The 26,834-nt window shown below is 41.1% G+C and carries 29 protein-coding genes; 18 read left to right on the top strand and 11 right to left on the bottom strand.

Features of this window, described 5'->3' with window-relative positions:
• The first annotated feature begins 11 nt into the window (after nucleotides 1-11).
• The 5 genes from HJG39_RS00145 (at nucleotide 12) to HJG39_RS00125 (ending at nucleotide 11,014) form a co-directional block, all read left to right on the top strand.
• Entirely contained in the window at nucleotides 12-1,658 is a 1,647-nt protein-coding gene (locus HJG39_RS00145) for an AMP-binding protein (protein WP_268405359.1), read from the top strand.
• 207 nt (nucleotides 1,659-1,865) lie between these two features.
• A complete protein-coding gene (locus HJG39_RS00140; protein ID WP_268405358.1) occupies nucleotides 1,866-6,149 on the top strand; it encodes an aminotransferase class V-fold PLP-dependent enzyme in 4,284 nt (1,427 codons plus the stop codon).
• A gap of 153 nt (nucleotides 6,150-6,302) precedes the next feature.
• A complete protein-coding gene (locus HJG39_RS00135) occupies nucleotides 6,303-7,397 on the top strand; it encodes a methyl-accepting chemotaxis protein (RefSeq protein WP_268405356.1) in 1,095 nt (364 codons plus the stop codon).
• A gap of 185 nt (nucleotides 7,398-7,582) precedes the next feature.
• Complete coding sequence (locus tag HJG39_RS00130) at nucleotides 7,583-8,644, top strand: hypothetical protein (RefSeq protein ID WP_268405355.1); 1,062 nt, start codon at nucleotides 7,583-7,585, stop codon at nucleotides 8,642-8,644.
• 33 nt (nucleotides 8,645-8,677) lie between these two features.
• The gene (locus HJG39_RS00125; protein ID WP_268405354.1) at nucleotides 8,678-11,014 is read left to right on the top strand and encodes an SEL1-like repeat protein; all 2,337 of its coding nucleotides are present in this window, start codon (nucleotides 8,678-8,680) and stop codon (nucleotides 11,012-11,014) included.
• A 64-nt stretch (nucleotides 11,015-11,078) separates the two neighbouring features.
• Here HJG39_RS00125 and HJG39_RS00120 read toward each other — a convergent pair whose 3' ends face one another.
• The gene (locus HJG39_RS00120) at nucleotides 11,079-12,953 is read right to left on the bottom strand and encodes a DUF885 domain-containing protein (RefSeq protein WP_268405353.1); all 1,875 of its coding nucleotides are present in this window, start codon (nucleotides 12,951-12,953) and stop codon (nucleotides 11,079-11,081) included.
• A 290-nt stretch (nucleotides 12,954-13,243) separates the two neighbouring features.
• Here HJG39_RS00120 and HJG39_RS00115 point away from each other — a divergent pair, with 290 nt between their 5' ends.
• The 3 genes from HJG39_RS00115 to HJG39_RS00105 are packed head-to-tail and all read left to right on the top strand — an operon-like array spanning nucleotide 13,244 to nucleotide 14,440.
• The gene (locus HJG39_RS00115) at nucleotides 13,244-13,771 is read left to right on the top strand and encodes a ZrgA family zinc uptake protein (RefSeq protein ID WP_268405351.1); all 528 of its coding nucleotides are present in this window, start codon (nucleotides 13,244-13,246) and stop codon (nucleotides 13,769-13,771) included.
• Between the two features lie 2 nt (nucleotides 13,772-13,773).
• On the top strand, nucleotides 13,774-14,172 hold the full coding sequence (locus HJG39_RS00110; RefSeq protein WP_268405350.1) for a MerC domain-containing protein: 399 nt from the start codon (nucleotides 13,774-13,776) through the stop codon (nucleotides 14,170-14,172).
• A gap of 13 nt (nucleotides 14,173-14,185) precedes the next feature.
• Nucleotides 14,186-14,440 (top strand): DUF1826 domain-containing protein, encoded by a 255-nt coding sequence (locus HJG39_RS00105; protein WP_268405348.1) that lies wholly within the window; start codon nucleotides 14,186-14,188, stop codon nucleotides 14,438-14,440.
• On the opposite strand, the gene HJG39_RS00100 is transcribed toward HJG39_RS00105, so the two are convergent.
• Nucleotides 14,437-14,607: a hypothetical protein gene (locus tag HJG39_RS00100; protein ID WP_268405346.1), complete on the bottom strand. Its 171-nt coding sequence runs from the start codon at nucleotides 14,605-14,607 to the stop codon at nucleotides 14,437-14,439. The two genes, HJG39_RS00105 and HJG39_RS00100, sit on opposite strands and share 4 nt — an antisense overlap.
• A 330-nt stretch (nucleotides 14,608-14,937) precedes the next feature.
• Here HJG39_RS00100 and HJG39_RS00095 point away from each other — a divergent pair, with 330 nt between their 5' ends.
• Nucleotides 14,938-15,252, top strand: a complete 315-nt coding sequence (locus tag HJG39_RS00095; RefSeq protein ID WP_268405344.1) for a type II toxin-antitoxin system RelE/ParE family toxin — start codon at nucleotides 14,938-14,940, stop codon at nucleotides 15,250-15,252.
• A gap of 31 nt (nucleotides 15,253-15,283) precedes the next feature.
• A complete protein-coding gene (nadS, locus tag HJG39_RS00090) occupies nucleotides 15,284-15,604 on the top strand; it encodes a NadS family protein (protein ID WP_268405343.1) in 321 nt (106 codons plus the stop codon).
• Nucleotides 15,605-15,678: 74 nt separating this feature from the next.
• Here nadS and HJG39_RS00085 read toward each other — a convergent pair whose 3' ends face one another.
• The 6 genes from HJG39_RS00085 to HJG39_RS00060 form a co-directional block, all read right to left on the bottom strand.
• On the bottom strand, nucleotides 15,679-16,047 hold the full coding sequence (locus HJG39_RS00085; RefSeq protein ID WP_268405341.1) for a hypothetical protein: 369 nt from the start codon (nucleotides 16,045-16,047) through the stop codon (nucleotides 15,679-15,681).
• Nucleotides 16,048-16,175: 128 nt separating this feature from the next.
• Nucleotides 16,176-16,373, bottom strand: a complete 198-nt coding sequence (locus HJG39_RS00080) for a hypothetical protein (protein WP_268405340.1) — start codon at nucleotides 16,371-16,373, stop codon at nucleotides 16,176-16,178.
• Nucleotides 16,374-16,818: 445 nt separating this feature from the next.
• Complete coding sequence (locus HJG39_RS00075) at nucleotides 16,819-17,253, bottom strand: hypothetical protein (RefSeq protein WP_268405338.1); 435 nt, start codon at nucleotides 17,251-17,253, stop codon at nucleotides 16,819-16,821.
• Nucleotides 17,253-17,486 (bottom strand): hypothetical protein, encoded by a 234-nt coding sequence (locus tag HJG39_RS00070; RefSeq protein WP_268405337.1) that lies wholly within the window; start codon nucleotides 17,484-17,486, stop codon nucleotides 17,253-17,255. Before HJG39_RS00070 ends, HJG39_RS00075 begins: the two co-directional genes overlap by 1 nt.
• Before the next feature lie 171 nt (nucleotides 17,487-17,657).
• Nucleotides 17,658-18,080 (bottom strand): DUF192 domain-containing protein, encoded by a 423-nt coding sequence (locus tag HJG39_RS00065; protein WP_268405335.1) that lies wholly within the window; start codon nucleotides 18,078-18,080, stop codon nucleotides 17,658-17,660.
• 532 nt (nucleotides 18,081-18,612) lie between these two features.
• The gene (locus HJG39_RS00060; RefSeq protein ID WP_268405333.1) at nucleotides 18,613-18,984 is read right to left on the bottom strand and encodes a hypothetical protein; all 372 of its coding nucleotides are present in this window, start codon (nucleotides 18,982-18,984) and stop codon (nucleotides 18,613-18,615) included.
• 406 nt (nucleotides 18,985-19,390) lie between these two features.
• Between HJG39_RS00060 and HJG39_RS00055 the strand changes: the two genes are divergently transcribed.
• Nucleotides 19,391-19,729 carry a YegP family protein gene (locus tag HJG39_RS00055; RefSeq protein ID WP_268405331.1) on the top strand — a complete coding sequence of 113 codons (339 nt, stop codon included), beginning with the start codon at nucleotides 19,391-19,393 and terminating at the stop codon, nucleotides 19,727-19,729.
• A gap of 231 nt (nucleotides 19,730-19,960) precedes the next feature.
• Complete coding sequence (locus HJG39_RS00050) at nucleotides 19,961-20,107, top strand: hypothetical protein (protein ID WP_268405329.1); 147 nt, start codon at nucleotides 19,961-19,963, stop codon at nucleotides 20,105-20,107.
• A 10-nt stretch (nucleotides 20,108-20,117) separates the two neighbouring features.
• On the opposite strand, the gene HJG39_RS00045 is transcribed toward HJG39_RS00050, so the two are convergent.
• Nucleotides 20,118-20,399: a hypothetical protein gene (locus HJG39_RS00045; protein ID WP_268405327.1), complete on the bottom strand. Its 282-nt coding sequence runs from the start codon at nucleotides 20,397-20,399 to the stop codon at nucleotides 20,118-20,120.
• A 266-nt stretch (nucleotides 20,400-20,665) separates the two neighbouring features.
• Here HJG39_RS00045 and HJG39_RS00040 point away from each other — a divergent pair, with 266 nt between their 5' ends.
• The 6 genes from HJG39_RS00040 (at nucleotide 20,666) to HJG39_RS00015 (ending at nucleotide 25,997) form a co-directional block, all read left to right on the top strand.
• Nucleotides 20,666-22,720: a replication endonuclease gene (locus tag HJG39_RS00040; protein WP_268405326.1), complete on the top strand. Its 2,055-nt coding sequence runs from the start codon at nucleotides 20,666-20,668 to the stop codon at nucleotides 22,718-22,720.
• 200 nt (nucleotides 22,721-22,920) lie between these two features.
• A complete protein-coding gene (locus tag HJG39_RS00035; RefSeq protein ID WP_268405325.1) occupies nucleotides 22,921-23,070 on the top strand; it encodes a hypothetical protein in 150 nt (49 codons plus the stop codon).
• An 87-nt stretch (nucleotides 23,071-23,157) separates the two neighbouring features.
• Nucleotides 23,158-23,853, top strand: coding sequence for a hypothetical protein (locus HJG39_RS00030; protein ID WP_268405324.1), 696 nt, complete (start codon nucleotides 23,158-23,160; stop codon nucleotides 23,851-23,853).
• Nucleotides 23,854-23,863: 10 nt separating this feature from the next.
• Nucleotides 23,864-24,553, top strand: coding sequence for a hypothetical protein (locus HJG39_RS00025; protein WP_268405321.1), 690 nt, complete (start codon nucleotides 23,864-23,866; stop codon nucleotides 24,551-24,553).
• 350 nt (nucleotides 24,554-24,903) lie between these two features.
• Nucleotides 24,904-25,188 carry a hypothetical protein gene (locus HJG39_RS00020; RefSeq protein WP_268405320.1) on the top strand — a complete coding sequence of 95 codons (285 nt, stop codon included), beginning with the start codon at nucleotides 24,904-24,906 and terminating at the stop codon, nucleotides 25,186-25,188.
• 41 nt (nucleotides 25,189-25,229) lie between these two features.
• The gene (locus HJG39_RS00015; protein ID WP_268405318.1) at nucleotides 25,230-25,997 is read left to right on the top strand and encodes a hypothetical protein; all 768 of its coding nucleotides are present in this window, start codon (nucleotides 25,230-25,232) and stop codon (nucleotides 25,995-25,997) included.
• Here the strand turns inward: HJG39_RS00015 and HJG39_RS00010 are convergent.
• Together HJG39_RS00010 and HJG39_RS00005 are read right to left on the bottom strand one after the other, a co-directional pair.
• Nucleotides 25,994-26,278, bottom strand: coding sequence for a hypothetical protein (locus tag HJG39_RS00010; RefSeq protein ID WP_268405316.1), 285 nt, complete (start codon nucleotides 26,276-26,278; stop codon nucleotides 25,994-25,996). The two genes, HJG39_RS00015 and HJG39_RS00010, sit on opposite strands and share 4 nt — an antisense overlap.
• 86 nt (nucleotides 26,279-26,364) lie before the next feature.
• A complete protein-coding gene (locus HJG39_RS00005; RefSeq protein WP_268405315.1) occupies nucleotides 26,365-26,598 on the bottom strand; it encodes a hypothetical protein in 234 nt (77 codons plus the stop codon).
• Nucleotides 26,599-26,834 lie beyond the last annotated feature (236 nt).

Below are 26,834 nucleotides of genomic sequence, written 5' to 3'. Positions count from 1 at the left end.
TCGAAATTTAGATGAATACAGCTCACATTGCGCTACCGAAAGAAAAGATTGCCTTTTGGGTCGATAAAATGGGTGATAAAGACATTTTATTCCAACCTATTGACCGTAAAGTTCACACTTACTCTTGGAAAGATATATCCGATCAAGCTTACCGTATGGTCGGCTTTTTAAAAGCACAGGGTTATCAGCCTGGGGATACCGTAGCCATTTTAGCGAAAAATTGCGCGCACTGGATCATTGCGGATTTTGCTTTAATGCTAGGGGGCTTTGTGAGTGTGCCTATTTACCCTACGGCGAATCAAGAAACCATTTCCTACATTCTTGAGCACTCTGAATGTAAAGCCGTTTTTATTGGTAAGTTGGATGATCAGGACGCAGCCGAAAAAGCGGTACCCGAACATATTTTAAAGATTTCGATGCCTTATCCTACAATTCCTTGCGATCATCAATGGCAAGACATTATCGATAATACCGAGCCGGACTACGAAGTTCCTAATGTGTCAGCCGATGACCTAATGACGATTCTGTACACATCAGGTAGCACTGGTCATCCTAAGGGGGCCATGCACTCTTATAAGAGTTTTGTTCTTGCAGGGAAAAACACCGGCGCATCAATTCAAGTTACTACAGAAGATAGAATTCTGTCTTATCTGCCGATGTCACATTGCACTGAAAGAAACTATGTTTGTTCTATTCTCATTAATTGGGGATTTGAAGTGTATTTTGTAGAATCATTGGCGACGTTTGCTGACGATCTCGCTTATGCTAGACCAACGTTGTTTGGTTCAGTTCCTCGACTGTGGACACAATTCCAGAAGAAAATCCTGCATAAAATTCCCAACAACAAACTGCAATTTATGCTGAAAATCCCCATTCTAAGCGGCATTGTAAAGCGTAAAATTCGCAAACAAATGGGCTTGGACAAAGCGTACGCATTTATCAGTGGCTCAGCTCCTATCTCTCGGAAGTTGCTAGAATGGTATCGCGGTATTGGGATCGATATTGCAGAAGGTTGGGGCATGACCGAAACTTTTGCTTGCGGAAGTATGCCTAAGAAAAACAAAGAAGTTCGATTTGGTACTATTTCTCAGCCATCTTTTGAAGTCGACATCAAAATTGCTGAAGACGATGAAATACTGGTGCGCTGCACTTCAAATATGATTGGTTACTACAAGGAAGAGGATAAAACCAAAGAAGTGCTTAATGAGCATGGTTATATTCATACTGGGGATTTAGGCAAATTAGAGGATGGATATTTGTCTATTACAGGCCGTAAAAAGGACATCTTTAAAACGGAGAAGGGCAAATATGTCGCGCCAATCCCTATTGAGTCTGACTTCGGGGAGAACGAGTTCATTGAGCTAATGTGCTTGGTTGGCACACAATTGGTTCAACCGGTTTTAATCGTAAATTTAAGTGAACATGCCGAAGGGTATTCACAAGACGATCTTAAAGCCAGCCTCGAAAACTCGCTCAAGAAGATAAATGAAAAGTTAGAATCTCATGAAAAGGTTGGTGGAATCATTGTTCTTGAAAAACCGTGGACCACTGAGTCTGGTGAATTAACACCTACATTAAAAGTAAAGCGTCATGTTGTTGAGTCGCGCTACCTTGATATAGCTCGTCAATTACCTCAGGGCCATATTATTTGGCACTAGGTTAGCCAATAGGGATGAATACAGCGCCTTTATTATCATATAAGGCGCTAGTCTCCTCTTAACCTCGTTAAGAAAGTTTACCTCTGACTGTGTTTATGCGAGCCCAAATCTTTGTGGTAAACTTGCGCCCAATTTTGCTCCTACCTCTTATCATGCAAGCATAAAAACTAGGTTGAGAGCGTGACTTAGATTAAAAGCAGGGTATACATGCACGCGTATGTAGAAAAGATTAAAGCACTTGGTGAAAACGAATTCTTTCGTGATGTGTCATTGGTATACATTATTGATAAGCATGAATTTGAACTACCATGTCTGGTGTTTGAAACTAAGAATCCTCAGTTTGCTTTTAATTATTTTATTCGGCAGACGCAGAATCAACCTCACCTCAATTATTACGAACACTCCATTTGGCATTTAACTCAGATGCTCGACAGCATTAGCCAAGCCTTAAATTGCGAATTTCCAGCTTTTTGTTTGTATTTGGTGGATGATCTTTCTGCATTTTTAGCTTCTGCGAGAGAAGATAAAGTTAATCTGATCATAGAAGCCACCCAGCATCTACATGAGTATTTAGCACAATTAGCTGATAGTGAAGGGATGGGCAAGACCAGAAAAAATCGTGTTCCCGGTGATAGGCTAAAACAAGCCAATCAACGCTTATTACCCTTGGTGTATGAGAGTAACACGAGTTGGCAAAACCCTTTGCTAGTCGAGCGCTCAGACGAAGAACTTTGGTGTATTGCATTATCTGCCTTACAGATTGTTGTAAGCCGATTTTGTTATACGCAACGTGTAGGCATATTAACGCAAAACCCCAGTTTTTCTCATTATGGTGTTATCCGGGCCTCGTTGGATAGCGTGGAAAACGTAGATGGGTTAATGCAAAAAAACCGATGCTTTGCATTATTAGCACATCAACTTAACGCCTTTAAAATAGAACAATATTTAAACGAAAATGAGCGGAATTCATTACTGAACATCAGTCATAACGGAATTGGGTTGCGTGTTCAGTGTGTTGAGTATGAAAAAGATCGCGACATTTCACAACAAATCAAAGCAAATAATGTATTTTCGTTACAAAAGGACTTGTTGGACATTCAACTTAACATTACCCGCTTTACAAGTGGTGAAAATATCAGCAAATTGGTGTGGGCGTTTAACAGTAATAAATACAGCCCAGCGTTTATTCAGAGTTTTGAACAAGCTTTTATCTGCTGTCTGCAACATTGTGTCGCCGCGCCTCAGTTACCTGTCAATCACCTCCCTATAGTGGAAATGCCGATAGAGGCAGTAAACCAATTTGATGACAACAATAGCGTCATATCATTGTTTGAATCTCAAGTAGAAGAAACGCCTGACGCCATTGCGCTCTACACTATGTTAGATGGTATGCCTGTGCAATGGGGCTACCGAGAGCTTAATCAATCCGTCAATCGCATGGCAAACCTATTGCTGGAAGAGGGGGTGACTGCGGGGGCTAGAGTTGGTGTGCTGCTGAATTATTCTCCTGAAATTTTGGTTTCCATTTTAGCGATATTTAAACTCAATGCTGAGTATGTTCCTTTTGACCCAGAATATCCCAGCGAACGCTTAAACTATATGTTGCAAGATGCCAATGTTGATTGGATGTTAACCGCGAAATCACATTTAAGCTTGCTACAAGATAGATTGAACGACAGTCAAACGTTAAAAATATTACAGTGGGACAGTTCACAGATACAGGTCCGATTAAATTCCTTATCCGCTGAAAACCTTGGCACAACCATGAACAGTGAACTGGCTTATGTTGTGTATACGTCTGGAACAACAGGGCAGCCGAAAGGCGTTTTGGGTACCCACAGAAGTTTGGCAAACCGTTTGATATGGATGCAATCCCAATTCCCAGCAAAAACAGGGACACGATTTGGAGCAACAACAAGTGTTTGTTTTGTCGATCATATTGCCGAACTATTACAGCCTATTATATGCGGCGGTATAGTTTGCATGTTGCCGGATGAAGCATTAGAAGGTGGATTAGTTAACGACGCTGACATGCTACTGAGTTGGGAGATAGAACGACTCACCTTGTTGCCCTCGTTACTATTGGGCTTGTTGCGTAAAAGTAACAAAAAAAGTTTATCAACCCTTAAATTGGTTGTGACCAGTGGTGAGCCATTGTTCCAAAATGTGGTTGATGCATTCCATTCGAAACTCGATGGTAAAGCGCGTTTAATCAATCTTTATGGCACAACCGAATGTGGTGCCGATGTGTCATTTTACGAAGCAACATTTCCTGAGCATCTGCGGGTGATGAAATACTTCAAACCTCGCCGCAATAGCATGGGAGATGTTCCTGTTCGTATCGGGCTAGACGACGAGCATTTTACAATGCCAAATGTCCCCGTTGCAGATCTCATCCACAAATTCATGGATGTTGATATTCCCGCTCAGCCAGCAGATTATGCAAGTTATATCGAACAAATAAAAGAAGAGCTATTCCCTTATTTGATCGATGTATCCTCTAAGAAGTTTATCGGTCATATGACCTCAGCATTGCCTGATTTCATGTCTGATTTTAGTCGATTTATTACCCAAGCAAACCAAAACATAGTCAAAATTGAAACATCAAAAGTGCTGACATTTATGGAGCGTCAGCTTATGGCAATGCTACATAAAATGTTCTTCAGGCAAGAAGACTCCTACTATGCTGAGCGCGTTCAAAATCCTGCACACATGTTTGGTGTTGTTACCAGTGGCGGTTCACTGGCTAATGTAATGGCCTTATACAGTGCCAGAAATAAAGCACTAATGCGCCAAGGGATCACAAAAGAGCAAATTCAAAAGCAAGGTGCAATTGCTTGTATGCAATCCTTGGGTTTCACAAGAGCCGTCATATTGGTTTCTCGACTCGCACATTATTCCATACGTAAAACGGTTGGTTTGCTTGGTTTAGGTGAAGATAACTTATTGATCATTGAACAAGATGAACATCAGCGAATAGATACCCAAAAATTAGCTGAAACCATTGCCCACTGTAAGCAAGAAAATAGGTTTATTATTGCTTTGATTGGTATCGCAGGTGCAACTGAAACGGGTACGGTTGATCCGTTGCCACAACTGGCAAGCATCGCAAACGAAAATCATATTCACTTCCATGTTGACGCTGCTTGGGGTGGGGCATTTGTATTCTCTGAAGATTACCATTATAAGCTAGCAGGCATTGAACACGCGGATACCATTACCTTTTGTGCGCATAAACAACTGTACCTCGCTCAAGGCATTAGCTTGTGTTTATTTAAAAATTCGCAGGGGCTTTATTCCGTTACAACCCATGCTGAGTATCAAGCGGAAATCGGGAGTTTTGATCTAGGGCAATTCACGTTGGAAGGCTCTCGACCGGCAACTTCTTTAATGCTTCATGCAGCGCTGCATCTTTTTTCTCGTTCAGGCTATAACTGGTTAATGCAGCAAAGTATGTTAAAAGCGGCTTTCTTAAAAGCCTTGGTACAAAATACTGATGCCTTTGAACTGGTTGGGGAGAATGATTTAAATATCATTAATTATCGTTATATTCCGCGCGCCTTGAGAGGCAAACCTCAACACATAAACTATACGCAAGAAGAACATCAGTTAATTAGCGAAGCAACGGAAAGTATTCAAATACAACAGTTTTTACAAGGAAGAACGTTCGTTTCTAAAACACGAATCCTGTATTCCCAGTTTTCTGATAGCAAAATTTCTGTGTTTAGAGTGGTTCCCATCAATCCGTTAACCAGTTTTGATGACCTTATTGATGTGCTAAATGACCAGCTGCAAATTGCTACCGCATTGGTTGAAGGGGATCAAGAAGAGCAATCTATTGAATTAAGTAATTCTATGCTTCACGCCTTGGAGCCAATTCGTCCTATTGCACCTATTGGTAAAGCGATTGCCAACAATGCGCTTTATGTGATGGATGAATTCCATAATTTATTACCACCTGGCGCGATTGGAGAAATTTATGTTGCTGGTGCTGGTATCGCCAAAGGGTATTTAAACAAGCCTGATTTGACTCGGCGTAGTTTCATCGTGAGCCCATTTAACCCGGAGCAGCGTCTTTACCGAACATTTGACTTAGGCCGTGTTAGGCATGATGGCCAGATAGAATATTGTGGCCGAGTTGATCATCAAATAAAGTTACATGGCAACCGAATTGAGCTTGATGAAATTGAAATGACATTAAAAGCCATGCCCCAAGTGGCGGTTGCAAAAGTTGCTCTGCTTCAATCTAAAGAGAACAGTGAATTTCTTGAACAAGACAGCGCGATTACTGCTTATATAGAGCCAAACACCCTGTTAGGCAAAAAAGAAAAGCACACGCTCAAACAAAATATTTTAGATGAATTACGCCTTCATTTACCTGAAGATCACTTGCCTCAACATATCGTTATTTTCGATAAAATTCCAATGTTGCCTAATTTCAAAGTGGACTTAAACCTGTGTGAGAAATTGGCTAAAGACAGCGGAAAATAAAGAAAAAATAGCATTAGACATGGAATTAATTTGGGCATAAAGTGGTTCGGGTTAAGCTTTATTCGCTAACCAAATTTTACTTAAAAAATCATATAAAACAGATCGTTAAATAACTTTTTACGCTGACCTACCACCAAAAGGAACGAGAACAAAATGTTTGTACTCACCACAACTTACAATGTTTTATCAGACAAGAACAAAACATTGGAACTGCGTGTACAAGAACTTGAGAATGAACTAGAACACGTTCAGCAAGAAAATGTAGCGCTAAGGGATGAAATTCGCCGTTTTGAAAAAAGTCAGGAAGACGCATTTGATAGCAAGTTAGTAAGATGTGTAGTGGAGTCTTTGCATCAAGTGGAAAAAGTACGGCAAACGGTTCTTGATTCATATAATGATATAGAAAGAGAAAATGGCGCCATTGCTGAAATCAATCAGCTATTCGATACCTCATCAGATTCCCTAGGCGCAATTGTGGACTCAATGGGGGGAATGAGCCATAAAATGGAAGGCATGACATCCAGTATTTCTGGACTTTCCAACACGGCTGATAGTATTAATACTTTCGTTACCACCATTACCAGTATTTCGGATCAAACAAATTTACTTGCACTTAATGCCGCAATTGAAGCGGCGCGGGCAGGGGAAGCGGGCAGAGGCTTCAGCGTGGTCGCGGACGAAGTTCGAACCTTAGCAAATGAAACAAACAAGTCTGCCAGTGAAGTGTCTGATTTAGTGTCTAGTATCATAAACTCCACTAAAGAAGCGGTTGGCTCAGTTCACGATTTGAAGAGTAATAATGATTCACTTTCGAGTGGCGTATCGAATTTGAATACCCACTTTGATTCAATCATCGATCATTGTCATTCAATGAAGAATACTATTTCTCACTCATCCATTCGAACCTTTATTCAAACGGTAAAACTGGATCATATTGTCTGGAAAGTAGACGTTTATGGCTTTATTTTAGGGATGAATAATAAGAACATTGATGACTTTGCAGATCATACTCAATGCCGCTTAGGGCGTTGGTATACCTCTACGGGCCGCGATGGTTATGGTCAAACTCAAGAGTTCCGAGCGATTGACAAACCTCACGCAGCAGTGCATAAAAATGGTACTGAAGCGATGAAGGCCATAGAACAAGGTAATAAACAAGAGTGTTTACAACTGTTGCATATGATGGAAAAAGCCAGTGAAGAAGTGGTGGTTTTACTGGATAGGCTTGCCGATAAAAATATCAGTTAACACACGTCTTTTTTGAGTTAGACTGAAAAAGCAGCTTAATATAGAGCTGCTTTTTTATGCTACGTTATGAATTCTTACAATCTTCACCGTAGAAACTTGGCATTTGACGCATTAACCATGTTTTACTCTCGAAAAATCTTTACTCTATCAGTGATATTGAAGGCACGAATCAGAAGGTATTTACGTTGATTAAAAATATTCTGCAATACATTGTTGGTTTGGTAATTGTGCTTTCGGTTGTTTATTGGCTAATTGGAACAACTGAAGAACCTGAGTTAGTCGCTTCGGAGCAAGTCATACTTCAAGAGCCTTATTGGGATACCGATTTAGAAGTGTGTAATCAAGCTAAAACCCCTGTAGAAGACAGTGCTTTTGAATCCTGTTTAGCACTCGCTAAAAATGGCCGAGTATATGCACAGATGCGTGTTGCTTACCTCTATTTTGACTCCAGTGAAGAAGGGCATCTTCAGGAAAGCTACTATTGGATGCAAAGAGCAGGACATGTATTAGAAGAACCGCTTCTGTTGAGTAAAATCATGTTATTTAGCTATGGCACAACCGATGAAGACATAGAGAAGGGATACAAAGGCATTGTGGACTTATCGGATAAAGGTCATTCAGGGGCAGATGCCTATTTGGCTACCTTATATTTTTTAGAAGAAAACATTGAACAGCGTATGGCGAACCCTTTATGGTTACTAGAAAAGTCATATGATTCCGGTAAAGGTTATGTTTCCCCAATGGAACTGGTGACGATTTACGTAAACGGATTTGGCACCGACATCAATATAGAAAGAGCATCAAAATTACTGTTCCAGTACGCCGATGAAAACTTTCCATTCTCAACAAATAATACAGCGTGGTTCATAGCAACCACTGAAAATTTGCCGTTTGGTAGTCCACAAAAAGCGTTAGATTTGGCGCTTTCCGTGATTGAAGATGAACGTTATCGAGAAACCTATCCATATGTAGACACACTGGCTGCTGCTTATGCCGCCACTGGGGATTTTGATAACGCGGTAAAAGAGCAAGAACGCGCAATCCAATTGTTAAAAGAAGAAGGCAACGGCGAGGAAGCTCAACGTGATCTTGATAGTTTTTTAGAACGTCTAGAGCAGTTTAGATCTCATCAAGCCGCCATCTATAACGATATAAAAGCTGACAGCGAAACGTTTTTTGAAGGAATGAAAAAACGAATCGAAAGCGGGCTATTAGGCTCATTGAAATACGCGACTTATCAACCTTAATGTCAATCACGAAGTCAACCTTAAGGAATTCCATTGCACTGTCTATTTTCCCCAATTAAATCCATTTCTCCTTTCATTGCTAGTTTAATGTTAATGGCCTGCGCTGCACCGCCCGTTTCCCATGAACAAAGCGCACCTGAAAATACAAATCAAAATTTTACGTTAATACAGAATAACTATTCTAGGGCGCTTCCAAAGCAAGCAAAGGGGCTTACTTTACTTGAAACGCATTATCATGCCGATCTTGATGATAAGGTGCTCCCTTACCGCGATCTTATTTCGAGAATTGAATTTCACTCGACGCCCAGTAATTGTACTGCTCACCGAATGCAAGAGTTAGACGATGCGGAGTCACTGAATCCTGCGTCGTTAATTTCACGATATATTCGCTGGGGATGTGCCCAAAATGAAGCGGAAAAAGCCCGCTTGAGCGATGAAATTTTATCCATCAGTTACGCCATGTTGCAAAGTGGCGATGGCTTAACAGCAGAGACGGCGATTAAGTTAAGCGAAGTCGATGAAGCCTACGCTTTGTTATCATTTTGGGGGTGGTACATCTTTGATATGGAAATCAAAATTGACGACAACGAACGCCTCATTTACCAATTCCACACGTTATCTTCAGTGACCAATAAATTTCAATTGTTTCACTTTGAAAATATGGACTTGTTGCAACGTTTCTATGAACAAAGGATGCAAACAAACGTTCCGTTAAGAACTGTTAGTCTCATTACAATGAGGAGCTTTTTAGAGAGCAATGATCCTTCTTCAATCACCTTCATTGCTAGAAATTTAATGTTGAAGCAAGAGTACCAACAAGTAGTCGATAAAGTTGAGCCGTACCATGAAAACAGTACGATTTTAGCGGCCTTGTTAGTTGAGGCGTATGTCAAACTTGAGCGTTATCAAGAGGCGTCGGTCATTCTGGGCAGTATTGAACTGGACGCAGAAAATGGATTTCCCGAAGCACTTCTATCACAAGCGTTGATGATTAGCACGCTCGTTGATTTTGAAAAAGGCTTTCCTCAGGTCGATCGTATTTTAAAAACATTAGATATTATTTCCCAAGAAAACGCCTCCCTTTATCCCTTTGTGAAAAAGCTTTTAGGGCATCCCAATGCCGTTCCTGTCTTACGAGATATTTTGCAAAATCTGGAATATGAGCCACATTGGCTGGATGCAATAAAACGGGCTTCTTTCATTTTGCAAGCGGGGGGGCACTCAAAACAACTATTTGAATTGCTATCGATGTTAATTGAAGAGGGAGTTGCAGATAACCGTATTTATTACCAAATGGCGTTACTGTACCGCCACGGTAATGGTGTTGAGCAGGATGAAGAAAAAGCAAAACATTTCTATTTTCAGTCTGCTGAGGCAGGCTTCGATCTTGCTCAAACAGAAGTTGGTTTTTTATATCAAAATGGATTGCTGGGCCTTTCTCAAGACATTGAGCAAGCTAAGTCTTGGTACGTAAAAGCTTCTAAGCAAAAGGGAAAAGCGGCACATACTGCATTGAAACAATTAGCAAGTTTATACTTGGATTCAAACGATAGCGTGTCAGTTGAAACGGGTATGCGTTATTTAGAGCAAGCCATTGATGTTGGAGATAACGTTGCGTACTGTTACCTCGCTGGCGTTTATGAGCACAGTCCTCTTCCTCAAATATCGAATCTGGATAAAGCTGTTGAACTATACAAACTGGGCGCAGGAAAAGGCGCGGTTGATTGTATGTTTGAGCTTGGTTATTTGTATGAATCTAAATTCGAAAACTATACCGAGTCTTTTAAATGGTACAGCAAAGCGGCCCAAAAAGGGGATTACGCCGCCATGACGAATCTTGGTCGTTTTTATGATGCGGGTTTAGGCGTTAAAAAAGATTATACCAAAGCAAAAAATTACTATGAAGCCGCGATTCGGGGGGAAAACCTCGCAGCGTATGTCAATCTTGGTTTGTTATACGAAAACGGCTGGGGGGTAGAGCAAAGTTACGAGAAAGCTGCTGAACTTTATCAATCGGCAGCGAAACGCGGAGATGATCAAGCGATACATAACTTAGGTGTCATGTATTCTAATGGTCATTACTATGAACAAGATAAAGAACAAGCATTCCAGTTATACAAACAAGCGGCAGAGCTTGGTAATCGTTTCTCACTTTACAACGTTGCTAATGCTTATCGCTATGGACGAGGCGTGGATGCTAATCATTTATTGGCCATTGAATTTTACAACAAAGCCTTAAAAGCGGGACTTGATGATGCGATTTGCTCACTCGCCGATATGTACCGAGACTACCCCGACTTAGAAAATAGCGAAAAAGCGAATTTTTATAACGAGCTAGCTCAAGCTAAATTAGGTAAGCAGTGTTTTTAGGTAAGCAGAAAAAAGCCCGGAGCGAAATGAATCGCTGATTCCGGGCTTCCATTAGGGACTCGGTTTAGATTTTCGCTTTTTCTGCTGCAATCCATGCGTTAACGTCTTTCTCTACCATTGCCATTGGTCTTGCACCTTGTAGCAAAATCAAATCATGAAACTGGCGATAGTCGAGATGCTCACCTAATTCTTGAATCGCTTTTTGCTGTAATTCAACAAATTTCAGCATACCTAGCTTGTAACCCAGTGCTTGACCCGGCCAAGCCATATAACGCTCAACTTCTGGCACCACATCAGATAGCGATGTACCTGTCGTGGTGTGGAAATAGTCGATGGCTTGTTCGCGTGTCCATTTCTTAAAATGCAGTCCGGTGTCTACAACCAAACGTACTGCGCGATAAAGCTCGGCTTGCAAACGGCCAAGGTCGCCAAATGGATTACCTTCATACATTTTCATCATTTCGCTAGCAAAATATTCTGAATACAAGGCCCAACCTTCAACATAGGCGTTGTATGGCGCGTTTTGCCTCATCAAACCAATATCTTGTTGCGCCATATTCAGGGCAATTTGGAAATGGTGGCCCGGCACCGCCTCATGATAGGTGAGGGTATCTAAGCCAAATTTGGGAACGGCAGCCATATCGCGCAGGTTGATCCAATAAATACCGGGACGTTTACCGTCCAATGACGGTGGTGTATAAAAGCCTCCGGCTTCGCCCGCTTCTGAAACAGCAGGAATACGGCGAACTTCAACATCTTGCGTTGGCACAGTGCCGTAGAACTCGGGCGCTTTGGTTAATATGGTTTTGATTTTATCGTTAAGACTATTGAGCAACGCTTTTCGGCCTTCATCAGTATCGGCGTAGAGCTGCTCTGGCATTTTCGCTATTTCTATCATACGCGCTGCAACGGTCCCATCGTACAAACCATTGGCTTTCAAAATTTCATCCATGGCTTTTGAAATGCGTTCAACTTCAGCTAAACCGATATTGTGAATTTTTTCGGGCGAGTAATTTGAATCTCCTAAGAAGTGAATGCTGTGCTGATAAAATTCACTGCCACCCGGTTGAGACCAAATGCCATCGCTATTTTTGGCTATCTTTTCGCTGGCTTCTACTGCTAATTTTGCATTTTGATACGCAGGATAAACCACCTTCTCAACATGACGAGCAGCTCGTTGAATATAATCTTGCTTTTGTTCGTCAGATAACGACGTAATATTATTTAGCTTTTCTGCAAAAGTTCTGACTAATTCATGCTCCGCAGGTTTGGCTGACAAAAAGTTATTGAAGAAAGCCAGTGTTTTAGGATGCAGTTTTTTCGGAAGCACAACACCGTTTTTCATATCTTCACGATATTTATCGACAACCTGACTAACAAACACATTCATTGTTTTTAAACGGGTTAAATAGGCGTGAATTTCTTCTTTACTGGTTACTGATTGCTGAACCTGCATTAACTTTGGGATGTCAATTAATGGCCCAGAAATTTGGTTAATTATGTAGGGAAGGTGGCCAGCCCAAGTGTCGATGTATCCGCCCTTAAATGTGCTTGAACCTGCATAATATTCAAAAATATTCGACACAATTTGCTGATGTGCTTTTTCTTTTGAATTTAACGTTGAAGTATCAACGGCGGCCACTTCCATTGACGCTATTTTCATAGCAGTTTGCGTTTTATTCATGCCATTTTGGCTGTAACCGGGAAACGCATGATTGTATTCGCCGCCGGCGGTTTCAGTATCAATGGCGAGCATCGTAGCTAGCGCGGGCTGCTGCTTTAAAAAGGTTAACGTATGTTGATCGACTTTTTGGGTGAGAACGTCTGACGCACTTAATTGCTCTGAAGCGAGCTGAGAAGATTCAGATGTTGGCGCACTTGGATTGCTACATGCCGTTAATGCGGCACTAACGGCAATGGCTAATAATAATTTTTTCATGAAACGACTCTCTTTAATTCTTGTAGTCAAATAATACGCGGTCGCCAAACTCGCTGTAAAAACAACAATTATTTTGCGGATATTTGTCGTGATGTCACGGCAGTTAGTCGCGTTTTTTTGTGAAGATAGGGGATTTTGCCCTAGTTCCTAAGATGTGGCTTATGGTTCGCCATATTTTATACACCGCAGTTTTAAAAGTGTTGTGATTTTGTATCATTTAAAAAATGTTATATTATAACGTTGCGAAAGCGAGACGCGAGTGTTGATGAAATAAGTAGCAGATAACCACGATGAGTCGATTGAAAACATGCTGTCATTTTATTGGGTTATGCGCGTTGGGTTTTGCTGCAAATGCCGAAATGCACGTTCATGGTCAAGGACAGCTATTGTTAGCGCAAGACGGTGAAAAATGGCAATTGGAATTTATATTGCCGGCGGCTGATGTTTTAGGGTTTGAGCATGAGCCTGAAACGCCCGAGCAAGTGCGTCAATTAAAAACAGTGGCTCAGCGTTTCACCCAAATAGAAAGCATCATCCACCTAAATGGCGATTGTAAGCTTGAGCACGGTGATTATGAATTGCCATATCAAGATCATCACGAAAAGGGTGAACATGATGAATCCCACTCCAATGAAGCCCGTGAGCATAATGATATAGAAGTGACATACCTTTTTGATTGTGGCTCTCCCGTTACCGAAGTCCGGATACAGGTTTTCAATTGGGCTACATCGCTAGAGCGTATAAACGCCAAGTGGTTTCACGATAAAGGGCAGGGAATGGCGCAAGTTACTCCTCAACAGCCGTTATTAGCGTGGTAAAAATGATCAATATTCAACAATTAAGTGACAAAGCCGCAATTCTGCTGTCATTTCTGTGCGTATTACACTGTTTATTTCTACCTATTTTGTTAATCGCCTTACCCACGTTGGCATCGCTTTTCGCTTTGAATGATGAAATGTTCCATCAAATATTACTGTTTGCTGTGATACCCATCAGTCTCGGAGCGCTGTATTTTGGCTTTCTTTGCCATCGAAATCAGCAGGTTGTGATCATCGGGTTAGTCGGTTTGCTTATTCTGGCAGTCTCCGCTTTACTCGGACACGAAATGATAGGGGACTTTTATGAGGGAGTCTTCACCGTATTAGGCTCGTGCCTCATTATATTTGTGCATATTCGAAACTATCGTCTACGCCGCCAAGCGTCTTGTTTGTCGTCTTAGTGCAACCGTGTAAATGTTTGGCTTTTTATTCGGTTTAGAAGAAGTGGGCTTAAGGTTATCTGTTTTAGACAAGGCCATGTGTCCTCGGTTTCATGTTGATAAAGTGCCGTTTCGCCTAGTCACTACTTATAGTGGAATAGGCTCACAATGGTTGCCTAACGAACAGGTTAATCGAGAAAAATTAGGTCACGGTAGTAAAGGATTAAGTGATGCTGAATTAGGTTTATATGCAAGTAGTGATTGCATTCAAACCTTAAAACAACCTTAAATTGTTTTTACGCAGAGCGGTAAGCGTAAAAACTGCCGCAACGCTGTAATCAAAACATCAAAGCTTAAACGTTTATCTGCTTGAACAATCCAACCTAAAACAATCTTAAAGCGCATTTCATCAAACACGCGGTGCGTGACTTCCCAAAACCCAGCAAATAGCTCCATACATTTTATTCCTGCATAGCGCTGCAAAAGCGCTCCAATTCGATAACGAAAGCAGCACTAAATCTCAACAGGTTTTGAACCAAAAATTAATCCCTGTAAGTGTTAAAAAACGGGGCTTATTCAGGAATTAACATAACCTTTTAGGCAGGGCGTGAGCGGCTCGCCTTCCTTGGCTTTGGCTCAACGTTGGTCTAGATAATCAAAACTCTTGGAAGTGGATTACCTACGGTTACACATTAAGGCAACCTCCAATTCATATCATGTACAAAGTACATTGACTAGGTACTTTGTACACGGTAATCTATGCTTGAATTGATAGGTAACTAATTAATGATCACATTCATCGAACTGACGGGTTTTAGCAAAAGAAGAAATGAATTTTTTACAGATGATGACTTTAGGGAGTTTCAAGAAGCCTTAATAGAAAATCCCAAAAAAGGCGACACAATCGCCAATACAGGTGGATTTCGTAAGGTTCGGTGGGGGCAGGGAGACAAAGGTAAACGAAGTGGCGTTAGAGTTATTTATTATTATATGAACAGCGCAGGCCGAATTTACTTAGCATTAGTTTACCCAAAAAATGTTCAAGAGAATTTAACCAAAGAGCAAGAAAAGGCGCTAAAAAATATAGCGTCACAACTGTAACAGGTGTTTAACCTGAATAGGAAAAAAGCGGATGAAAGATGAACTTTTCAATGACTTGATGGCGTCTGCAAATGAAATGGTTGAAATTGAAAAGGGCCTTAAAAAGCCTGAACCTAAGCATGTCCATGTTTATGAAACGCCAGATGTTAAGGCGATACGTGCCGCAGCAGGTCAAGACCAGAAAGAATTTGCCAAGCTTATTGGTGCAAGTTATGAAACGCTTAAAAGTTGGGAGTTAGGACGTAGAAATCCATCAGGGACAGCCGCAAAATTGCTGAGCCTAATATCTCATAACCCCAAAGAAATCATTCAACTTTTAAAACAGACAATGTTTCAAGAGCCAACCAAGTAGTTAGCGTGAGCGGCTCGCCTTCCTTAGCTGTGGCTCAACAAACAGTAACACAAGAAGACAAGCGACCGCCAATATCACCAAGGCCCAATAATATAATCAAGATTCGAAAGAATTACCGTCCAAAAAGCAGAAGCTAACAGCGCACTAACATATAAGCGCTTCGAAGAGTCAATAAGTTCGCTTAATACATGATTCAACGAAAAAGAAACTATTAGAGCTATGGGTATACCGCCGAACACAAACCCATAGAAAAAGATACCCATAAAACTTTGATTCAATGAACCAACAATATCATAAGCATTACCTTCATGCGGCCCAATGTAACCCGCAAGTGGCACCGGAAAGCGATAAAAACTAATAAGAATCCAGCACATAAGCCAACTAAAAACCACTGTTAGCCCTATAATCTTAAGTGCAGCAAAAACATTAAGTTTCATCATCATTCCTTAATATTACCGAGGAGTTACACTATACATGCATTCACGCCAAAGCAAATAATGACCACCATTCCCGTCTGGGAATTTCCATAGCTGACACGTATAATTCAAGTTATATATAAATCCAAAACTAGTCACAGATCCGGTAACACCGCCACCACTCCCACCCAGTCTTTCCCATAATCATGATCGCTCATAACACTAACGCCCGACACGCTACCGCCCAGCAACATCATAACTTTTTTTGCGTAAAAATAACCTGCCTCAGAGCCTTTCACCTTAACGTATACCCCGTCTAAGACATCGACCGGAACAACACTTTTGGAACGCAAATTGATAACGAATTTCGTCGCGTTCCTTACTTCACCGCAACTACTAACCACCTCTTGATCTAGATTACATCAAAGTGTTTGGTTACATCATGCGAAATAACGAATCCAAACAATTTGATTTATTGCGATTACTGGCGCTAAGCAAAGGCGCTTTATAATTCAGGAAGTGGTATTTAAATGGATGTTCCCGACACGCAGTAAGCCGTATCTCCATCACGGCGCATCTTGTGAAAAGCGGTAAAAAGCAAAGTCACCAAGATGCATTTTTAAGCCATGAAAGAGTTAACGCTTTTTCATGGCTTTTTTTATTAGAAATGAAAATGATACGAGCAATAAGAAAAATTCATAAACAGCAAATAACAAGTACATAGACAGGATAGGGTAAGGGGCTGGGTTAAGGCCCATCGTTCACTTTGGGTCTTAGTCTATGTACTTCACAGATATGTTACCATTGAATACCTGTCTGGCGGCGCAAATCCTTAACAAACTTTGAACTATACATTTTGTATTTTGTTCTCGTTTCCCTTGTTTTCTTATTCATTACTTTTACTGATCCACGTTTAGCCTCAAGATATAACTGCTTATGTAGATCACGCATTTTCAGCGTTTCATTATACAAGTCTGTTATCTGAGTTTTGTTATGCTCAGAACATGTTTCAGTATCAAATTCATTAATGAATGTCAGTAATTCTTCATATTTTGCTTTTTCAGCCGACATGTATTCCTCAAACGTCCCGTTATTGGAATTTCTAACGATATTTTTAAGCCAGCTAAAATAGCTATGGGTAAACTCAGTGATACATTCATTTTCAGTTTTCGCTGTAGAAAATGGTGCTACTAAACTTAAAGTAATCAATATGATTAGTGAAAAAACCTTCATTACAAGCCTTCCGTTAATTCTGGGATATGTGTTTGAATCAAACTGTAAAGTTTATTATCTTTTTTCTTTATTTCTTTAACCAGTTCAATGTCTTGTTGATTAATAGTCGCACCGTGCAGCACTAACTTATGAGCATAATATAACGCTTCCTGCCTTGCGCCTGCTCGACTAAGTGCTTGAGTTAATGGAGAAGTACCATCTTTCTCTAGCTTTATAGCAACATTGTTATCCAATAAAAAATTAAAATTTCTTTTTGATGCAAACGTTCGAGATAAAGAGTTAATAGCATTAGAGGTTTGAAGTATTTAGGCTGTGAAAGATTAAATTTGCAATGGACGAATCAAGTACATAGACAGGTTCTAGGGTAAGGGGTTCTGGGTTTAAGGCCCAAATCACTTTGGGCCTTAGTCTATGTACATCACTTCATCACCAATCTTCACATCGGCATTCATTTCTTTAAGCTCAAGCGCAAATTTAAACGATTTTTTGGGCACAATTCGTAGTTGTTCTGGTGCCATCTTTACCACTTCTTGAGCCTTCCAGTTCACATCGAGGGTTAACAGCATCAGCGGATAACTCACATTCACCATATTAAATATGTAGCGCTGTTCATCATGGAAATAGAACATAGCGCCATCTTTGCAATGTGGGTTGTTGATACCTAATGCGTGTTCGGCTTGGGTTCTGGCTGAACACACCTGATAGGTATCACCATTTATTAAAACATAAACGTGGGCTTGTGCGTTTCCGGTTGTGCTTGGGCTTCGGTGATCATTGAAAACAAAGCGGCAAGGCCAAGGCTGGCGAGTTTGAGCATGTTCATTCATCTAATCCTTTAGTCATAACGTGTTTTGTCGATTCTCATCATTTCACACATTTGCGCATTGTAAAGCGCTCCAATTCAAAAACGAAAGCAGCACTAAATCTCGACAGGTTTTGAACCATAAATTAATCCCTAAAAGTGTCTAAAAATAGGAATGATTCGTGTGCAGATTTGGGGTTAGTTTCGTGCTGGATTTTTCAGAGGAGCAAAGCAAAAACGAGAGAGGGAGGGCTAAAAATCGCAAGTCATTGATATTATTGACATCCTCTATTTCATTATTAATTTAACATAATATACATAGGGTACATTCTTGATTTTTAACACTTTTTTGAAAACAAAAGAGGGGGTTTTCTAGGGTGCTTTTGATGTGTTTTAGGCACTTTAACACAACAAAATAAGGGTTTAAACTCTTACATGAAATCAAGTTGATATTATTCCCAATAAAGTGTTAAAAAACGGGACTAATTCAGGAATTAACATAATCTTTTAGGCAGGGCGTGAGCGGCTCGCCTTCCTTGGCTTTGGCTCAACGTTGGCTAATGCGGGTATTCCAAGAAGCTCGTTTGTTCTTCCTCCTTTATCACCTGAGGCTTAGCGCTTCTGATTTTCTCAGCTTCGGCATACTGCTTAGGCAATTCTTTTCCTAAGGCCAATAAATAGGATTCATCAACATGGCCCTTGGGTTCGTCTGGACTGGCAGGAAAGACGGAGTAGGGGTTTATTCCCCGAATATCCACACCATACCGTGAAAGCCTTTTAGCGTGAGAATAGAAGGTTTGTCGGGCCATATGGTGGTATGGGTCAATCCCGAGCCGCCATAACATCCATGTACCGCGCAGGTTATGAGGAAGACGTAATAAAAAAAGCTGGTCTTGTGGGCTAAGTACGACATCTTTTTTCATGCTCATGGTTGTTGCTCCTTAAGGGCCAATAAAGTGAATTCGTGGCGCGACCAAGCGCAAACTTGCGCCGCGCCGCGAATTAGCCAACCGGAACTATCAACCCGATAAAAAACGCCAGCACTAAATCGCCCGTTAGGGTGTCAGCAGACAGGGGGCCCCTTGGGGGTTCCGTTTTAGTGCTGGCGTTTTTTCTCGGCGTTGTGGTATTGGCCCCATTGCCAAAAAGAGCGCGTTTGTTTTATGGTAGATATACTAACCAATCATGGATTTATCACCTTAATTTACTTGAAAGCATTTTCCTTTGCCCCATATAGCAATCCTGAAAGGGTTAAGTTGTCCCTAGAAACTTTAGATGTAGGTAAATACAGCCGACCGGAACAGGCATTAATTAATATTTATTAAGGGAAAGGCAATGGCCGCTAAATTTGAAATAGATAAAAGCTCAGACGATCAATTTATTTTTCGTTTGGTTTCTGAGGATGGTGAAAAAATCTTGAAAGGTGAGAGGTATACAGCAAAACATAATTGTAAAAAGGGTATTAAGTCTGTACAGGATAGAGCTGAAGACGATGACAATTATGATAAGAAAAAAGATGAGGCTGGGAAGTTTCGATTCAACATTGTTGCTCGTGAAAACGATGAAGTAGTCGGGACTAGTGTTAAAGGATATGATACGGAATCTGAAAGAGATGATGTTATCAAACAAGTTAAAAGGGATGCGCCAAAAGCTGAAATTAAAGACTTAACTTAGTTTTTCGTTTTCAACCCTTCCAAAAAGCCATAATAAACACCTTTAAAGTGGGAATAATAAAAAACCTGCCATAAAGGTGTTTAAATATAAAATATTAATAATATCAAATGCTTGCACCTAAAAATCAGGTCAGGCATTTGCACCTTAATATCTAGGTGTATAGTATTCGCTCAATACCGGATTGATAGGTTTTAACCTAGTAAAAGGCAGTCAACAGGGGAGTGAAGTCGTATGTCTGTAAATGACGATTTAAAATGCTTGTTAGCAATGGTCATTCGTCGCAATCTATCTGAGCGTGATATTGAAACACTGGATTCACAGGCCCAAGAAAAGGGCATGAGCTTAGCGCAATACCTCGAATCCCTCTTTGATATGTAACTTAAGCGGGTTAATCTGCGTCTTTTTGGGCTGCTTGTCTGGCGGCCTTGTTGGCTTCACGTCTGGCAGCAATGGTTTCCTGCTCTTGTGCCATTTTCTTATCGAGATAGGCTCTGTCTTCTATCAGCTTGTTAATGGTGTCTTGTAAATTATCTTCTAAGCAGTAGCGCACAATCTGACTCATGGCTAAGTCAATGCGCTGTTTATCCCGTATATCCCATACCGCATTGCTAATGATTTCCCACATTTCAGGGTCCATACGAAAGTTGCGGCGGTTATCGACCTTTGCCATGTCAATGACTCCAAAGAATAAAATTAATACGCATTTGGACTATACCGAATAATGTTTGTTTTGTGTACCCACTGCTTGCCTGTTTACGCGTTTACATTTTGTAACATGCTAAAGAGTGGTTACGTGTTTACATAAAATAAATTCAGGTGTACAACTAAAAAGGTGGTTACGCGATTACGAATTGAAACCACATTCACTTAACAAAGGAATAAGGACATGCGGGATTGTTTACACCCCGATGGGATTGGCACAGGGAGTTGTGATTTATGTTACGGGCGCAGGTTAAAAGAGCGGCAAAAGCAGCGGCGCAAAGCCAAGTTGACCAAAAAGTGGCAGCGCGGGCCTTATCCTCCGGCGTTCAACACGCCACCGCCGGAATAAATCACGCCGTTGCATTAAGTAGTGAAGACGTTGCCTTGCTAAGAGTCAAAGACGGGGATTTTTTCAAAAGGCACTTGTTAGGCCAAGAGGAGCTTATCCCCGCGTTTTGTCAGTGGGGGCGTCACTTCGTTGAAGCGCGTTTGGATAAGATAGGGGTAACACTCACACTGGCACAGTTAAAAAAGGAGTTTGAAGCGCACAAGGAGCGTGCATTCTTACGCTCATGGTATGGGCATTTTAACTTTTGTCATGATGATTACAAACTGCGCGCGTTTGCCACCTCTGCGGCTAAAAAGGCCGCGCTGTACATTGCCAAAAAAGGCGCATCCACGCGCACAGCGGCAACACTGCGCCAGCGTCTTCAAGGCTCAGGGATTGGCCTTGATGGTATTGACACCCTTGAAGGGGTATTAGGGCGACTGTGCTGTGAATACTGGTGGCGCACACAGCTTCGTAAAGTCCAAGACAGACGCCTTGAGCAATTACAGCGAGACTTGCATTACGTGGGCGGTGCTCATGCAATGTATTTATCCGATGTCACCTTTAGAAAACGCGAGATACGAGCTCATTCAAACCGTGACACCCTTGAAAACCTGTATGCGGTGGCGGATACCGACGAAGGTCAAGCATGGGTGAATATCAGCGACGCGGCAAAAGGCTCACAGTCTAACCCTGTTAATCGTGCGGCATTTATGGCGGTACGCATCAAAGGAATGTGCGAGCTTGCCGATTCACAAGGGTTACACAGCGCCTTTATTACCATTACCGCCCCAAGTCACTTTCATAGTGTGTTGGCCTGTGGCAAACCTAACCCCAAATACGTTCAAGGAGCCAGCGCCAGCTTTGCCAATGAATGGTTTAAATTAATCATGTCGCGTATTCGTGCGGATTGGCAACGCTTTGATTTACAGCCGTTTGGGGTACGGGTGGCAGAGCTGCATCATGATGGTTGCCCCCACTGGCACATTCTCTTATTTGCCGCCCCTGCACAAATGGCCCCCATTCAATTGGTTATGGAAAAACACGCCCTTGATGGTGAGCGCTTAAAAAACAAAAGCGTGCGTATTGATTGGCGCGACATCGACCCCGAAAAAGGCGATGCGGTGGGTTATGTCATTAAGTACGTGGCAAAGGGGGTCGATTCACGCCACTTACAAAGCGTCAAGGACGTCAAAAATAATGTGGTCAGTGCAGATGATAACGCTACCGCCACCTTAAAAATGAAATACGGGTTGAGTGTGGCAGGCATTCAACAATTTAACTTCTTCGGGCTAGCGGCAGCCAGTGCTACCGTGTGGCAGGAGCTAAGACGATTCGGACAAGGAGTGCAAGGAATGCAGCAAGTCGAGACCTTTTCACAACGTTTCAATTTATCAGAGCCAGAGCGGTTCGCCTTAACGATGTTATACAAAGCGGCTGATTCAGGCGATTGGGCCACCTATTGCCAAGCAATGGGCGGTATCTACGCCAAGCGCAGCGAGGCGGCCTTACACATACTGTATAGCACCGCCGAGGCCATGAATGGCATGGATAGCCAGCTTTGTGCGCTGAACCGTTATGGTGAGCCTGCAACCAACCGCGTTAAGGGAATTAAGCTTGCGTGTGATTGGCGCGCGGTGCATTTAGTGACACGCCAACATCATTACCAAGTGGTCACTAAAAGAGATTACCAGCAATCAAGCGAATTTATCATGAAGCACACCCTCACTATGATGGATGTATGGGAGCGAGCCGAGTATTTCCAGCAGCTAAGTGATGCGCGCTACGAGCGTTACCTTGAATTAGTTGATAAGGATATTGCCGATTCCGAAGGCTTATTAGTAATGGAGTTTGATGCGCTTTACGGGGTGATGTATGAGCACTGTGATGAGTTTGCACCGTGCGGCCCGCTTGCGGCTGCAACGGAAGCAAACCTCATCACCTTGGACTTGTGTCAATAAGAATATTTTTTTGGAGTAGCAGTAAAAGAAGGAGAGAAATAATAGAGAAAAGACAAACAAAAACCATAAAGCAGAACAACGCCATTAATGCGAGTAATGCGAAATGCCACACGGTGAGAGCAGGGAGCGCGTTTTTTAATGTGAATGTGGGCCGTCGTGCATACACCTCCCACTTAAATCTATTCAAGCAAGGGAAAGCCATGAATCAACACACACAACATTTAATCATTGTCACAACGTTAACCTTGTTTACCTTGATGCTTTGGTTAACCGTGAATCAGGCTTTTAACAGCGACATGATGACAAACTTTAACAAAATTTCCCTTGAGTATAAAAACAACACTTATTAATTAACTATATATACATATCAGTATTTACAATGGTTATTATTAAAACCATAATTTGCGATTCTAACTAATACGGATTTAAGGAAAAACATGAAATTAGCTAAGCTTTTAAGTACGGTCGCCATTGCAACATTAATGTTTCAATCACCGAATTTATTAGCTTCTGATGTTGGGAATACAGCTAACGTTGAGAAATCCCAAGAAGCGCAAAAGCCCTACACACCTGAATATTTTGAACAAGCGGGTGTAAAGTATGTAGAGATACTGGAGCAGGACCATTACCACGCGGGCGAGTTTGAAATTTACAATCAACAACTTGCCGACCTTGCCTTTCAAGCGATTCACGCACTCCCAGAGGAGCGCGAAGCTATAAGGCTAGAATTTACAAAGGTGCAAAATGAAGCCCTAAGTAAAACAGCCGATTACATCGGCGTTTCTGTTATTGAATTACCTGCATTTTGGGACTACTTTGCAGAAAACCGCAGTCAATTTATCAAGCAGGGCTCACCTTTATTCGATAAGAACGACATTGGTATATCGGCGCTAGAAAGAATAAAAGTCGTGTGTAATGGCGACCATTGTAACAGTAAGGATTCTGGACTTTTGTTAATCTATATTAAAACAGAGTTTTTCTTAGAGGGTATAGGGGTAACAGAATCAGCGGATGTTCGTGTTATTAATGACAATCAAATTGAATACCCAAACACGTCGGGAGTCTGGCGTAATAATGGAAATCTAGCTATAGAATACATTGGTTCTGATTGTGAAAGATGCAACCTAAACTAGTAGGAAGACCATGAAAAAAATAATATTTACTGCTTTATTAACTTTTCTGTTTTGTTCGCCTATTCTGGCTCAAAATACAGAAAGTTATTTAAGAAAGCTTGAAAATGATGCCAGCAGCGTTCGTTTACATCCTCATCAATTTATTTACGCTACCCAAACACTGGCGCAAGGGCATTACAGTAAAGTTGAAGTGCAACAGCCCATTCCTCCCAAAACCTTTGAGTTTTTTCAAGCGGATGGAAAGGTGTGGCAAAATCAGGCCAGCAAACCTGTTTCTGATGAATTCCGGTTTAAAAACCTGCCTTATTTAGTTAACGACTTTAATGAGTTTTTAGCAAAACATGCCAGTACACTTCGCTTAAGTGTTTTAGACCTCAATCGTTTTTATACGTTAAGAGAAAACAAAGATTACGTAGCGCTTTTTCAAACTGTCATCGCTAAAAATAACCCTCAACATAAAATTAGTGCATTAACCGTAGAGTTTCTTTGTGATGATATTGAAAACGACTGCAACCGAGAGTTTAATCGTGTTAAGCCAGAACAAGTTGCTCAGTTATGGGAAAAAGCCCAAACCAATGGTTTATTGAATAAACAGCTTTTTGTGGTGCGTTATGTTTCTAGCAAGGGTGAGCAAGTAGGCGACCAAGAGCTTTGGCGCTTCCATAGTGGCTTTGGGCCTCGCTATTTTGAAGATATGTAAGGCTTATTAACGCTTATAAAAACTTCAAAATCTTGTATCAAAAGCCGACAATGAAGTCGGCTTTTGATTATTCCCAACTCTCCTTCCCCCAATTTTATGCCTTTTGAAATATTCCCCTAAATTTAATTACCCTAACGACAGCGAAAAAATCCTTACTTCTAGGGAAGCACAAGTAATTAACCTGACTAAGAAAACACCAAATACGTTTTTATTTTTAGTCAATGACGATAACAACAATGTGAAGACGGCTTACGCAAATGAGAAATTAAGGGGTGAAAAAATAGCTTGTTCGTCAAATTTGCACATGGTAATATACTATCCGATTAATCACTTAATTTAAGAGTTATGTTATGGCTAAAAAAATAAAGCTAAGTGCGATTGTGTTGTTTGCCTTGGTCAGTGCATCACCTGCGCAAGCCGTTGACTTTGACTGGTTCCAAAGCTTATTTGGTGTTGGTGAGAGTACAGTTGATTTTGGTCCCGGTGGTGGCGGTCATCCGGGTGTTGATCCAAGTGCAAATCCAACGGTGTTGGGACCGGGATTAGGCGGTGGTCATCCGGGCGTTGACCCTGTTATTAGTACAACAGTTTACGGCCCCGGCGGTGGTGGCGATCCGGGCGTTGATCCTGATTAAAGCTTTCACCTTAAACATATTAACAAGGAACTAATACGCATATGAGTATGTCTACGGCCTATATTATCTCACTGATGTGGATACTTGTTTTAGCTGGCACTACATTTTTCAATCACAAGAAAGAGCGTAATACACTGTTTTACAGTAGTTTATTTGCGCTTAGCTTTTACTTACTTGCCCATGTAACAAATACACTTTATTTCACCACAGCCCCATTAAAAGAAGTATTAAGCAGCTACTATTTGTTTTATGCCGCAGTTCCAGCACTAGCAGCTCTAGGGTTATTTATCATTAACAGAAAGAAGCTCACTGTTATTATGCAGATAACCATAGCTTTGTTGTGCCTTGAAGGAATCATCTCTTATGCAATACATATTGATAGGAATGTAGTTGCATTAAATGCAGCGGTAGTACCGAATTATGCCGGAGCATCTAAGTGGTGGTTATGGGATATAAGAAACATTATTTCATTCATAGATAACATATCAATAATGCTTGCACTCACACTTCCTCGTATTTACCAAGTCAAAACAGATGACGTTGAAGAAGCCTACAGCATTCAAACCAATGTAGAAAATTATGCGGATAAGTTTAAGCCTTCATCTAAAATCGACATGACCAAAGCCTTTTTGGAAGTAAGCGGAGAAAACTTGTGCTTCTTCGATGGGGTAGAGAGCCAGAAAAACAAAAATGCGGCAAAGGTGGGGTTACTGTTATTGAACGAAGCAATAAAATTATGTTGCTACGAACCCCATAGAACGAAACCTGTTAACGTATTCGGGCGCTTTATATACTGGCTTCGCAGTTAGTCACCGAATAAGTCTGCATTATCAACATATAAATCAAAGAATCGGCTAAAGGGAACTTGGCCGATTTTTGTTTTCTCTGCCAATCGACGGATAAAAATCCCATTTACATTGCCCCTGTCGATATACGCTTTAAATAATTTCAGTCTGCCTTCATCCGGTTGGTGGTCATAGATTTGTTCAAAAAGATTAGCATAGCTGCCGTTATGCTCTGTTTGGATGAGGTAGCGCAAGCGCCGAGTGATAAGCTCATTCGTTGGCAAATCAAAAGTAAATTCACTCATTTTTTAATTGTCTTACGGGTATTAATTAATCCCGTGATAATACAGTTAATTCATGACAGGTAAAAGCCATGACTTAAATACAGTGGCTACTTTTGTTGCCCTTTGTAAAATTCGCCAAACGTAACGTTATCCAAATCGAAGGCCGCCACTAATCTCAAGATAAAATCCATGTTGTACTTGCCTCGATTTACCGCATTAATCAAACTTTGAACATCTTGTTTACTCGGCTCGCGACCGTACAATTTAATGAAAAAGTCACGATAACCACCACAACTGTCTTTCAGTTGTTTCACGTATTGAATTGCGTGTTTATTATTCAATTATCTGCCCTCGAATTAAAACCCCCATTTAAGTGACATTATAACTCCTATAGGGGTTGACAATATCCATGATGAGATTATTATCAATAACCCTTATAGGAGTTATAAATCCACGAATGGGTTATATATCCTATTGAAAGATAGTGCTTTTCCAAAGCGTTCCAAATGATACACCAAATCAAACGTTGAGGTATGGAAAAAGCGGTAACTCAAGAAACGGAGCTTGTTAATTCAAA

Origin of the sequence: Alteromonas sp. a30, assembly GCF_026788005.1 — a bacterium.
Taxonomy (GTDB): Bacteria; Pseudomonadota; Gammaproteobacteria; order Enterobacterales; family Alteromonadaceae; genus Paraneptunicella.
The sequence above is the reverse complement of the archived record's forward strand: the minus strand, read 5'-3'. Positions and strand labels throughout refer to the sequence as shown.